Annotated in this window: 10 protein-coding genes; 4 read left to right on the top strand and 6 right to left on the bottom strand. The window is 60.7% G+C overall.

What is annotated here, in order from left to right:
* Window positions 1-209: 209 nt before the first annotated feature.
* Entirely contained in the window at window positions 210-866 is a 657-nt protein-coding gene (locus AUR04nite_RS08605) for a GntR family transcriptional regulator (RefSeq protein WP_141363960.1), read from the top strand.
* A 124-nt stretch (window positions 867-990) separates the two neighbouring features.
* Complete coding sequence (locus AUR04nite_RS08600; protein WP_141363958.1) at window positions 991-2,115, top strand: YkvI family membrane protein; 1,125 nt, start codon at window positions 991-993, stop codon at window positions 2,113-2,115.
* A gap of 4 nt (window positions 2,116-2,119) precedes the next feature.
* Here the strand turns inward: AUR04nite_RS08600 and AUR04nite_RS08595 are convergent, their stop codons facing one another.
* The 4 genes from AUR04nite_RS08595 to AUR04nite_RS08580 form a co-directional block, all read right to left on the bottom strand.
* Window positions 2,120-2,527 carry a cupin domain-containing protein gene (locus AUR04nite_RS08595; RefSeq protein ID WP_141363956.1) on the bottom strand — a complete coding sequence of 136 codons (408 nt, stop codon included), beginning with the start codon at window positions 2,525-2,527 and terminating at the stop codon, window positions 2,120-2,122.
* Window positions 2,528-2,600: 73 nt separating this feature from the next.
* Complete coding sequence (locus tag AUR04nite_RS08590; RefSeq protein WP_141363954.1) at window positions 2,601-4,457, bottom strand: BCCT family transporter; 1,857 nt, start codon at window positions 4,455-4,457, stop codon at window positions 2,601-2,603.
* 217 nt (window positions 4,458-4,674) lie between these two features.
* Complete coding sequence (gene fdhA / locus AUR04nite_RS08585; protein ID WP_141363952.1) at window positions 4,675-5,889, bottom strand: formaldehyde dehydrogenase, glutathione-independent; 1,215 nt, start codon at window positions 5,887-5,889, stop codon at window positions 4,675-4,677.
* A 130-nt stretch (window positions 5,890-6,019) separates the two neighbouring features.
* Complete coding sequence (locus tag AUR04nite_RS08580; protein WP_141363950.1) at window positions 6,020-6,952, bottom strand: LysR family transcriptional regulator; 933 nt, start codon at window positions 6,950-6,952, stop codon at window positions 6,020-6,022.
* Between the two features lie 163 nt (window positions 6,953-7,115).
* On the opposite strand from AUR04nite_RS08580, the gene AUR04nite_RS08575 reads away from it, so the two are divergent.
* A complete protein-coding gene (locus AUR04nite_RS08575; protein WP_141363948.1) occupies window positions 7,116-8,420 on the top strand; it encodes an aromatic ring-hydroxylating oxygenase subunit alpha in 1,305 nt (434 codons plus the stop codon).
* Window positions 8,417-9,850: a flavin reductase family protein gene (locus AUR04nite_RS08570; RefSeq protein WP_141363946.1), complete on the top strand. Its 1,434-nt coding sequence runs from the start codon at window positions 8,417-8,419 to the stop codon at window positions 9,848-9,850. The genes AUR04nite_RS08575 and AUR04nite_RS08570 overlap by 4 nt, the downstream gene beginning before the upstream one ends.
* 52 nt (window positions 9,851-9,902) lie before the next feature.
* On the opposite strand, the gene AUR04nite_RS08565 is transcribed toward AUR04nite_RS08570, so the two are convergent.
* Both AUR04nite_RS08565 and AUR04nite_RS08560 read right to left on the bottom strand, forming a co-directional pair.
* Window positions 9,903-11,333: an HNH endonuclease gene (locus AUR04nite_RS08565; RefSeq protein WP_141363944.1), complete on the bottom strand. Its 1,431-nt coding sequence runs from the start codon at window positions 11,331-11,333 to the stop codon at window positions 9,903-9,905.
* Between the two features lie 151 nt (window positions 11,334-11,484).
* Window positions 11,485-12,309 carry a sulfurtransferase gene (locus tag AUR04nite_RS08560; RefSeq protein WP_246055458.1) on the bottom strand — a complete coding sequence of 275 codons (825 nt, stop codon included), beginning with the start codon at window positions 12,307-12,309 and terminating at the stop codon, window positions 11,485-11,487.
* Window positions 12,310-12,402: the final 93 nt, after the last annotated feature.

Here is a 12,402-nt window from a genome sequence, read left to right as displayed (position 1 = left end):
GGGTGCTCAAGTCTTCAGTTAGGGAGGTTGGCACCAAGGTCTGCAATTCTGCCATGAGTCGATTCCTTCGAACGTCTTATAGACAACTGATATATCAAGGATTTACCACTAGCGTATGGCTGAGATCACACTGAGTCAATAGGTTGAGAAAACATTTCCCCCAAAAGGCAAACCAAGGCAGAATGAGTTATGAAAGGAGTACTACACAAATGACGACTACAGCCGAAATTGCGGACAGCGAATCAATGGCAGAGCGCTCCTACCGGATTCTGCGCGACCGCCTCATTATGCTGGACATCGCCCCCGGCGACCCGATCAACGAAGCGGCCCTCGCTGCGGATCTGGGCACCGGACGTACTCCCATGCGCGAAGCGCTCAAGCGCCTGGAAATCGACCACCTCGTGGTTTCTTATCCACGCCGCGGCACCTTCGCCACCGGCGTGGACGTCACCGAGCTCGCTTCCATCTCAGATGTGCGCTTCTCCCTCGAAAGCCTCGCAACCCGCCGCGCCGCAGAAGAAAAGGGCGGCATCTACCGCGAGGAGCTGGAGAAAACACGGGAAGCCATCAGCGGCCTCGACAGCCTGCACGACCACCGCCAGCTCATCGAGTTCGACCTCAAAGTCCACCGTCTGATCTACCAGGCCGCCAACAACCACCACCTTGAAGAAGCCCTGGTGCGGCTCGATAATCTCGCCACGCGCATCTGGTGCATGGTGCTCAACCGGCTGCCCGATATCCACCAGCACATCTCGGAGCACGTCACACTGATCGACCTGATCCTGGCCGGCGACAGCGAGGCCGCGGCGGCCATGGCAGGCGAGCACATCCTCAACTTCGAAAAAACCGTGCGATCAGTGCTCTAAAGGGTTCGTAACAGTTTGAATCCGGCAAACCCACTCCGTAACGTGTAACGCGCATCACTGATATATCAGTGGTGCGCGTTTTTTGGTCTCAACGAAGAGAACACCCCAAGGAGTAGATTCCCCCATGACGGACAAAGCACCAGCCCTGTCCCCCATTCAATCCGGTTCAAAGCTCAGCGTATCGAGAGTTCTGACTTTTGCCGGCGCAATCATCGCTTTTCTTATCGGTTCTGGATTTGCCACCGGGCAGGAAATTTCGCAGTATTTCACCTCCTATGGGTATTGGGGCGTCTTTGGCACCGGGCTATTGGTCCTGGCGCTCATGACCTATGTGGTCATTGAATTCTTCGTCGTCGGACAGGCCAAAAAATTCGAGCAGCCGTCGCGGATTTTCCACTATTACTGCGGAAAATACCTCGGCACCTTCTTCGACTACTTTTCGATCCTCTTCGTCTTCCTCAGCTTTGCGGTCATGGTTGCCGGAGCCGGTGCAGTCTTCGAGGAGCACTACGGATTGTCCAAATATGCAGGCGGCATCGGCCTGGCAGTGGTGGTGGGCATCAGCGTCTGGTTCGGACTGAATTCGCTGGTCGATGTCATCGGCAAAATCGGACCGGTCATCGTCGTCGTGGCCATTGCCCTGGGCGCAGTGGGCATCATCCGCAACCCCGAGGGCATCTCGGCGGGCAACGCGCTCATTCCGACGCTTGAGCTCACCCAGGCGTCAAGCAGCTGGTTCATGTCGGGCCTGTCCTATGTCGGCTTCTGCATGCTGTGGCTGGCCGCCTTCCTGACCGCGCTGGGAAAAACCGCGCGCAGCAAGAAGGAAGCCGCCGCCGGCGGTGCGGCGGGAGCCATCGCCTTTTCTGTCGCATGCATTGTCGTAAGCCTCGGGCTGCTGGCTAACATCACCCAGGTCGCCGGGGCTGAAATTCCGATGCTGGTCCTTGCCCGCGACATCAGCCCGGTGCTCGCGTCGGGGATCTCGGTCATGATCCTCGCCGGCATCTACACCACCGCAGTGCCCCTGCTCTGGACCGTGTCCTCGCGGTTCTTCGCAGACAAGACTCCGCGGTTCAAGTACTGCACCATCGCCTTGGCAGTGCTCGGGACCATCATCGGCCTCGCGGTTCCCTTCAGCCAGATGGTCAACATCGTCTACGTGATCAACGGCTATGTCGGGATCCTGCTGCTAGTGCTGATGCTCGTCAAAACCGCGACCAGGATCGCGGCAAAGCAGAAGCTCTAAGCACTTACTTCCCCGCCGACTTCTGCTGGAGGTAGCGCTGATGCGAGCCGAATCCTGACATGTCGAAGTGGCCGGGAGGCCCCCACACCACCAATACCCGCAGCTCGCCCTCGCCCGTGTTGACCAGATCGTGGTCCACTCCGGCGGGGGCGAGCGCGCTGTCTCCGGGACCCAGCTCGTACTCCGCGTTGGCAATGCGCATGCGGGCTCGTCCTTCCAGGACCTGGTAGATCTCGGTCAGCGGCTGCTCCCCATCGTGCCGGTGGAAGCCTTCGAATCCGCCAGGCGGCACCACCCAGGTCTGGATGGCCACCGGCAGCTGGGTAGCGCCGCCGAAGTGGTGGCTGACCATCAGGGAAGACCCCTGGTGCATACGGTGTTCAAATGCGGTTTCGCCCCGGGCCTCAAACATGTTTCTCCTTGGGTTTGCTGCGCGCAAGGGCCCTCGACCAACGGGGTCGAGGGCCCTTGCCGCCTTGTTCCGGTCAGCGTTCGGAGGCTGCTTCCGGTTCCTGCTCGCCGAGCAGGCGTTCGTTGATGATCAGCATTTCGCCGCTGTCCGCCTCGACCTGGATCGTGGCTTCAACCGGCTGCTGGACGATCGGGATCCCGGCGGTCATCAGGCTGAACTCGCTGCCGTCGTGCCGGTCCACGCCGTCGGATACCGACTTTTCAAGCACCTCGCGCACCACCCGGTCCTGCAGGATCAGCGGATCGCGGCTCAGGTCCTTCCAGATCGCTACGCACAGCAGGAGCATCACTACGACGAACGGCAGCGCGGAGACGATCGTAATATTCTTCAAGCCGTTCAGCGCCTCTGCCGGCTTGTCGCCGCCGGCCAGCAGCATGATGGCCGCGACGATTCCCATGGAGGTGCCCCAGAAGATGATCGACTTCTTGGTTGGCTCCTCGGCCCCGCGCTCGGTCAAACCGCCCATGACGATGGAGGCCGAGTCGGCGCCGGTGACGAAGAAGATGCCGATCAGTAGCACCATCACGACCATGAGCACCACGGAAATCCAGCCGGGCAGCGGCAGCCGGTCGAAGAGCTCGAAGAGCACGGTGTCGAAGTTGATGTCCGGCGCGCCGTCCACCATGTTCGCCAGCTTCTGTCCGACGTTTCCGGAGAGCGTTGCGCGTTCCTGGATGCCGATGGCGCCGCCGCCGAAGATGGCGAACCACATCAGGGTCACTGCGGAGGGAACCAGCAGCACGCCGGTGACGAACTGGCGGATGGTGCGGCCGCGGGAGATGCGGGCCATGAACATGCCGACGAATGGCGACCAGGAGATCCACCAGGCCCAGTAGAACACGGTCCACGACGAGAGCCAGCTGGAGACCGCTTCATCGCCTACGCCGGTGCGGCCGGCCATCATCGGCAGGTCCTGGATGAACGAGCCGACGGCATTCGGGATGACGTTCAAGATGAACAGGGTCGGGCCGCCGATGAAGACGATCAGCGCGATGATGACGGCAAGCACCATGTTGATATTCGACAGCCATTGGATGCCGCGCTCGATGCCCGAGATGGCCGAAGCCACGAACAGTGCGGTCAGCACAGCGATGATGACCACCAGGAAGCCGGTGCCGACCTTTTCTGCCAGGCCGGCGGTCTGGATGCCGCCTCCGATCTGCAGTGCACCTAGGCCCAGCGAACAGGCAGAGCCAAAGAGGGTTGCCAGAATTGCGAGGATGTTGATGATCCGCCCGCCCCAGCCGGTGGTGGCGCGTTCGCCGAAGATCGAGCTGAACATCGAGGAGAACAGCTGCGGACGGCCCAGACGGTAGCTGCCGTAGGCCATGCCGAGCCCGACCATCGCATACATGGCCCAGGGGAACAAGGTCCAGTGGAAGAGGGTGGTTCCCATGGCGGTGCTCAGGGCCTTGGTGGATTCCCCGTCCACGGTCCCTGGAGGCGGCGACATGTAGAAGTAGAGCGGTTCGCCCACGCCGTAGAACACCAGGCCGATGCCCATGCCTGCGGCGAACATCATCGAGATCCACGAAACGGTGGAGAACTGCGGCTTCTCCCCGTCTTTGCCCAGCGGGATGCGGCCGAAGCTCTTCGCCGCGACCACCAGCACAAAGGTTGCAAAGACCGCGCCGGCAATCACGAAGACCCAGCCGGTGTTGGTCATCACCCAGGACAGCGCCGTGCTCGCGGCGGAGCCGAGTCCCGACGGCGTCATGACGCCCCAGATGATGAAGGCTACGACAATGCTTGCTGCAATGCCGAAGACCCAGAAGTCGGTGCCTGAAAGGTTGTATTTCTTGTCAAGGCGTTTTCGTGCGGTGCGTAGTTCACCGACGAGGCCCTGCAGCGATTCATCGCGTTTGCTCATTTTCGTTCTTCTTTAACCATTAGGGGAACCATTGCGAGTGGTTCCAGCCAAGACCGCGTGTGCACTGGAGCCAGCGTTTGCGAAAGGACACGTGGTCAGCTGATGAGATTGCCGCTCCCGCGCCTCAGGCACAGGTCAAGAACTTATTTGGGCGGCATCGTTGGGATAGGCAAGGGGCCGGCAGCGCACTGTCGGCCCCTTGGCATGCACCGCTTAATTAGGCGCGGATCAGGCCGTGTGGATCCAGGACGAACTTCTGTGCGGCACCCGCGTCGAATGCCGCGTAGCCTTCAGGAGCCTTGTCCAGGGAAATGGTGGATGCGTTGACGTTCTTGGCGATGGAGACCTTGTCGTTCAGGATCGCCTGCATCAGTCCACGGTTGTACTTCATGACCGGGCACTGTCCGGTGACGAAAGTGTGGGACTTCGCGAAGCCCAGGCCGAAGCGCATGGACAGCGAGCCCACGCGGGCCGCCTCGTCCTCGGCTCCCGGGTCGCCGGTGACGTAGAGTCCTGGGATACCCAGGCTGCCGCCGGCGCGGGTGATTTCCATCAGCGAGTTCAACACGGTTGCAGGCTGTTCCTTGCCCGCATCGTGGCCGTGACCGCGTGCTTCGAAGCCCACCGCGTCAATGCCGCAGTCGACCTCTGGAACACCGAGAATCTGCTCGATCTGCGCAGCCGGATCGCCCAGGGAGACGTTCACCGTTTCGCAGCCGAAGCTGCGGGCCTGGGCCAGACGGTCCTCGTTTAGATCGCCGACGATGACCACCGCTGCGCCCAACAGCTGAGCAGCTGTCGCAGCAGCTAGGCCGACCGGTCCGGCACCTGCAACGTAGACGGTGGAGCCCACGGTCACTCCGGCACCGACTGCGCCGTGGAATCCGGTGGGGAAAATGTCTGCGAGCATCGCCAGGTCGAGGATCTTTTCCATCGCCTGGTCGCGGTCTGGGAACTTCAGGGCGTTCCAGTCGGCGTAGGGCACCAGCACGTACTCGGCCTGGCCGCCGACCCAACCGCCCATGTCAACGTACCCGTAAGCGGAGCCTGGACGGTCAGGGTTCACGTTCAGGCAGATGCCGGTCTGGCCCACCTTGCAGTTGCGGCAGCGACCGCAGGAGATGTTGAAAGGCACCGAGATCATGTCGCCGACCTTCAGGAACTCGACGTCGCGGCCGACCTCCACCACCTCGCCGGTGATTTCGTGGCCGAGCACCAAGCCCTGGGGTGCGGTGGTGCGTCCGCGGACCATGTGCTGGTCCGAGCCGCAGATATTGGTGGCGACGGTCTTGATGATCACGCCGTGATTCACCTGGCGCCCGATGTTGTCCGGGTGGACGCCCGGACCATCGCGCAGGATGAACTCCGGATATGGGGTGTCGATGACTTCGACCTTGCCTGCTCCCGCGTAGCTGACTGCCTTGTTGCCCATGTGGGAACCACCTGCCTCTGAAATATTAGTTGGATACCTTTAGTCGACTACACATTAGTGTGCTTTGCGCCACATGGACTGTCAAGGCCTTGAATAATATTTCCGAGGACCGGTTTGCAGCAGCGAAGAATTATCCGCCTTCAGCCAGGCGGACCCGCAAGATCCTTGCGGCTTCCTCTTGAAGGAATTCAAGGGACTCCCGGATCAACGGCGCCTCCATGGAACCCCGACGCACCGCGGCGACGATGCGCCGCGTCGGATGGTTGGCGCCAGCCAAGCGCACGCGCGACACTCCCTCTAGGCCATTGAGCACTGCGAGCCTGGGCAGAAGCCCGACCCCCAGCCCCGCCCCGACAAAGGCGGACATCGTCTCCCATTCCTTGGCCTGATGGGCAATGCGCGGCATCTGGCCGATAGCGGCAAAAGCAGCAGTAAAGAGCGCCCGATACACCGACCCCTCGGCATCCGTGATCCACTGCTCGCCGGCCAGCTCCTCCAAGTGCAGATGCGACCGGCCCGCCAGCGGGTGGTCCTTGGGGACGATGACATCCAGCGGGTCATTGAGCAAGGTCACCTGCTCAAACTTCGAGTCGTCATCGGAGCGCAGACCCGCTTGAGTGGAGACAATCACCGCAAGGTCAATCCGCTCGGCCACCAGCAGGTTCAAGCAATGCTCGGGATGGGCCTCCACCAGCTCCACTTCAACAGCCGGACGTTCCACCCGAAGGTGCTGCGCCAAGGGGGCAAGAAGATGCGCGGCCGCAGTGGAGAACCCGCCCATGCCAAGATGGCCCGGCACCTGGTCATCGGCATTGAATGCCGACGCGCGCAGCAGCTCCCAATCCGCAACCAGGGTGTCGGCGCCGCGAACCAGCTGGCGCCCCGCTGCAGTGAGCCTCACCCCTCGGCCTTCCTTGGAAAGCAGCTGCATTCCAAGGCTTCGCTGCAGTTCGCGAAGCTGCGCAGAAACTGCCGAGGGAGAGTATCCAGTAAGTTCTGCGGTGGCGGCGACAGTGCCGCAATTAGCAAATATCCTCAAGGTCTTGAGGCGCTGATCGATCATGCAGATATTGTGCACGAATCCATCCAAATACTTCCTCTTTTCTTGTCATATATCAGGACATATTGTGATTCATACAACAACTCTTCATGGCTCCTCGCCATAGACCCTCTACGCCTGCCTAGCAGGCATCCGCAGTAACTCAGCTTGATCTAGGAGTAACCACATGTCCGTTTCAGCCCCAGCGCCGCGCACCCAGAAGGGCAGGCTCACCGCTGGCCTGCCAGCAGAAGCTCTAGAGAACGCAAAAGAGCTATTTAACAACCGCCGCGCAGGCTACTCGCTTGAAGCTCCGTTCTACACGGACCCGACGATCTTCAAGATGGACATGGAAGGCATCTTCAGCAACCACTGGCTCTTTGCCGCCAGCATCGCCGAACTCCCAGAGCCAGGCGACTACGTCACCGTCGAATACGGCCCGATCTCATTGATCGTTCTGCGCAACGACGAGGGCGGCGTCAACGTGATGCACAACGTCTGCCGCCACCGCGGCGCCCGAGTACTGACCGCAGACTCCGGCACCACCGGCAACTTGGTCTGCGGCTACCACTCGTGGACCTATAACTCGGAAGGCGACCTGATCCACGCCTCCGCACCGGGTGAAATGAACTTCGACAAGAGCTGCTTCGGCCTGAAGAAGGCGCACAGCCGCATCGTCGCCGGCCTGATCTTCGTCTGCATCGCCGACGAACCGCCAACGGACTTCGACGAGACCTCCAAGATCTTCGAGCCTTACCTGGCTCCGCACGATATCGCCCGCACCAAGATTGCCTACCAGCAGAACATCATCGAAGAGGGCAACTGGAAGCTGGTGATGGAGAACAACCGCGAGTGCTACCACTGCGACGGCCACCCAGAACTCGCCTGCTCGCTGTTCCCGACCTGGGGCCTGACCGAGGACACCGTTCCACCGCATCTGGAAGAAGTTTGGGAGCGCAACAAGGAATCCGAGCGCGCACTGGAAGAGCGCTGCCGCCGCTACGGCCTTCCTTACGAGGTAGTCGAAGAGCTGGACACCCGAATCGCAGGCATCCGCATCTCCCGTGAACCGCTGGACGGCGAAGGCGAGTCCTTCTCCCCCGACGGCCACCGCCTGTCCAAGAAGCTGCTCGGCGACCTGCGCGACTTCCGCTTGGGCCGCTGCTCCATGCACCTGCAGCCAAACAGCTGGTTCCACTTCCTCGGCGACCACATCGTGACCTTCAGCGTCTTCCCGATCACCGAAGGCAAGACTCTGGTGCGCACCACCTGGCTGGTAGCCGACGACGCTGTCGAGGGCGACGACTACGATGTCGAGGCACTGACCCACACCTGGAAGCAGACCAACATCCAGGACCGCGCGTTCGTCGAGCTGTGCCAGCAGGGCGCTGCCAGCCCGAACTACGAGCAGGGCCCATACATGAAGAGCGAATACCAGGTTGAGGCATTCATCAACTGGTACACCCAGCGCATGCAGGAGCACCTGGCATGACAGTCACTACTGTAAGCATCCAGGCCCCGGATACCCAGCGCATTCGGGGCCTGGAAATGCCGTGGAACCGCGTGTTGCAGGCTTCCGGCGACGCCGCCGGCGCAGCCCACGCGCTGGGTCCCTGGCATCCACAGGAATTCACTGCTGAATGCGTAGAGGTCATCCCGGACCTCGGCGACATCATGACCTTTGTCTTCCGCCGCACCGACGGAGCGCCCCTCGCGTTCCGCCCGGGCCAGTACCTGAACTTCGCGTTCCCGGTCAACGGCGAAGACGAGGATCCGCTGGACCGCAGCTATTCGATTTCAAGTGCCCCCACTGAGCCGTGGACCTTCAGCATCAGCGTGAAGCGCGATCACATGGGCCAGGTTTCGCCGTGGGTTCATGAAAACGTCCGTCCGGGCACCGTGCTCGACGTGCTCGGCCCGGTAGGTGCTTTCCACCTTCCAGATGTCGAGCGTCGAGCCCGCTTCCTGTTCTTGGCGGCAGGTGCAGGCATCACGCCGATCATGTCGATGCTGCGCACGATCCACAGCCTGCCGGGGCAGGCTGACGTCGTCGTGCTGTATCACGGCGCCCAGGCTGGGCAGTTCGCCTTTGCCAAGGAGCTGGAGTACCTGGCATCGGTCGACGAGCGTATCCAGGTCTTCTGGTCGCTGGGAGACCGCAATGCTCCGGAAAAATGGGAGTGGATGCTCGGCCGTCTCACCAGCCAAATGATCGAGCAGGTGGCACCGGATGCCAACGGCCGCCAGGTGTACGCCTGCGGTCCGGAGGGATATCTGAACAACGCCGCCGAACTGCTCAAGCAGATCGGCGTCGACGAAACGTCCATCCATATGGAGTTCTTCTCTGGAGATCGCAAAACCCTGCTCGAATACCAGCAGGAAGTTGCCATCGCCGAAGAGCTTGCCGGGGAACTAGCCGACGACATCGCAGACTCCGCCGAGGATTTCTACGAAAGCCAACCAGTTGCCCTGGAGCTCTACGAGCCGGCCTTCGACAAGGACGGCCCGCTGGAAGCCGCAGGACTGCCGCTGGAAGTTGCCGAGGGCGGGGCTTTCCCGGACGAAACGACTGGCGGCGATTCCGTAGCGGATGGTTCTGCTGCGAAGGCGGAACCTGCCGGGCCTGCGGACGATTCAGCTTTCAAGACCGTCGGAGAAGGGACTTTAACACTGTCCTTCCTGAAGACCGGCTTGAAGGTGAAGATCAATCCAGATCAGAAGATCCTTCCAATCGCGAAAAGTGCAGGGGTGCGCATAGCCACCAACTGCCAGGAAGGAATGTGCGGATCCTGCAAGGTAGTTAAGGTCTCAGGTGAGATTGAGATGAACCACCAAGGCGGAATCCGCGCCCGCGAGGTCGCCGCAGGCAAGTTCCTAGCCTGCTGCTCCACAGCAAAGACCGACTTGGTCATCGACGCATAAGATGGGCCCTGAGAACGGCTAAAACCGTTCTCAGGGCCTTCTTGTCTGCAGGCTAGGCAGCTCCACGCAAGCGATGCTTCAATCCACGCAGCCACCCAGGTTCCTCTTTCAGTTCCGGGAACACCGCATGTTCATACCCCATGACCGGCGGGGCCTGCGAGACAAACCTCATCCCAGCGTTCTGAATAACCATGGTCTGCGGATGAGCCAGGGCCACATATTCGTCCCAGCCCCACTTTTCTTTTGCTTTATTGCATATTGGGCAGCGTCCAGCAGAGTTGTCCGCATTAGTTCGGCCACCGAGATGGTGCTGAAGAATATGGTCGGCTTCCTGCACCAGGCCGTCGCAATAAGGCGTTCGGCAATTCCGATCCCTCACCCTGATAAAGCGCCGCAGCTTCTTGGGAAACGCTCTTGCCTTTGAATCCATTGCCACCAGCTCGGTGCCTCCCGGCGCCGTATACAACCGGATAATTTCGGTGACCGTTTCCAGGTTCTCCAGGTAGTCCTGGTACTCGCCTTCACGCAGCTTGCGAATGTCTACACCGTTGCCGTCAAAGGAGCCAGCGATCAGCTCCCGTGCCACCTGAGACGAGATGTAGCCGTAGCCTTCCAAGTAGGCTGGTTCCTTCTTTCCCATGAATAGGGAACGGTCTGTCATGATCAAGCAGAGGCTCAGATTCAATGGCAGCTTGCGCTTCTGCCCGGCGACCAGATTGCCGACCAAGGCCGAGGCCTCGATCTGCGTGCGAGTACGCGGATCTCCCTGCTGTTTGGCTTGGAAAGACACCTGACGCAGATGCTCTCGCAAGGCAACGCCTTCAACCGATGGAAGGCTCCCGCTGAAACGGATTGAACTTCCGTCGCGGTAGAAGCGGACATACTGCTTATCGGCGGCGTCTTGCAGCTTCGCCGATTCCTCGTCATCCATCAGCGGAAGAGTGAATTCCCGCACCGCTTCACGGACTTTGCCCGGCCCCTTGTTGGTGAATAAATCGGGGTTCTCGCCATAGAAAGCGTCAAAGTCCTTCCGATGCTCGGCTTTGATCTTGCCCAGCTCGGTCAGGGTAATGTCGATGCGGTCTTCGTCCACAACACCGAGGGCGAAGGCGCCCGCGAGGTTCGGGGTGTCTTCAAAGAGAATCCGGTAGCCGGCCAGCTTCGACATGAAACCATGGGGAGCCTGCCGGCGGGCCAGGGCCACGCTGCTGGCCGCACCGGTGGCCGGGTAGTCAATGTGCACGCCGCGTTCTTCATGGTCGTAGCAGATGCGCTTTTCTGCCTGATGGCTCAGCGCCGCCTGCAAATAGTGGAACGCTGCGATGGTCGTCTGCAGTTCACTGATCCCGAGCAAGAGCTCAGGGGTGTCCCCAGATTCCAGCAGCTCTGTAGCCAGAGCGTGGATTTCCCGCCGCAGCTCAGTCAGCCGCAGTTCCAAGGGGGTCTGGGGTGGGCGATGCCTTTGCGCCATTGCTTCGGACATATTTCCAGAATACTCTCATTGTTAGAAAATGTATTCGAATATATTCTGAGAATTTTTACTTGGGCAACCGGTTGGAAGCTCGGCTTTCCGGGCTTCCAAGAACACAGCACTTATCCCGCAAGCAGGGCGGAAGACCTGCGCAGAATCGGCATTACAGTTCCGCGATGCGATTCTCCAGCGCGGCATAGTGCGACCAGCCCCCGGGATAAAGGCGACCACGGCCCATTCCAAGGTGTTCCATCACTAGAAGGTTATGGCATGCGGTGACACCAGAACCGCAATACGAAATAGTCGCCGTAGCGTCTGTGACGTCAGCGCGATAAAAATTTTCGCGCACCTGTGTAGCTGGTAGCAGCTGGCCTGCTGCATCGAGATTGCGCCGGCAGGGTACGTTAACCGCGCCCGGAATATGCCCGGGCTGCGGATCGCTGGGCACCTGCAAGCTTCCATTGAACCGCTCCGGGTTGCGCGCATCCACCACCAGGCCTGGAAATTGGTCAACGTCGTCGGCGCTTGCCAACATGGATGCCGGCCAGGCCGTGGCCGAGAACTGGGCCACGGACGGTTGCGGCACACTAGTTTCCAGCGGCCCGCCCCAAGAGGAGATTCCTCCGTCGAGCAATGCGGAACTCTTCCCAAGGGCGCGCAGCATCCATACGAGTCGCGCCGCGATGACTCCGCCGGCGTCGTCATAGGCGATGACCGTTGAATCGTCCCCGATCCCCAGCGAACCCATACCCTGCGCAAATACGTCCGGGGTGGGCAGCGGATTGAGGCCTCGCGGCCCAGACTCTCCCGAGAGCCAGCGGTCCAGGTCGACGAAGACTGCACCGGGAATATGTCCGCGGCGGTAGGCTTGCGCGCCGGAAGAGCCATCGAGGTACCAGCGAACGTCGGCGACAACCACCTGCTCGCGGTGGGATTTCAACCAGCCGATGTCCACGAAGGGACTCAGTTCCATAGCCTGCCTAGTCATCTTCCAAGCATAGGATCCCGACCAGCATCCGAGAAGAATGCGTCCGAATGATGAGATCAACAGCCTTCCGGAGGCTTCCGAATACAGCGGAAG

This window comes from Glutamicibacter uratoxydans, from assembly GCF_006539925.1.
In the GTDB taxonomy this organism is placed as follows: domain Bacteria; phylum Actinomycetota; class Actinomycetes; order Actinomycetales; family Micrococcaceae; genus Glutamicibacter; species Glutamicibacter uratoxydans.
Note: the sequence above shows the minus strand (reverse complement) of the source record. Positions and strands in the feature narration are given on the sequence as shown.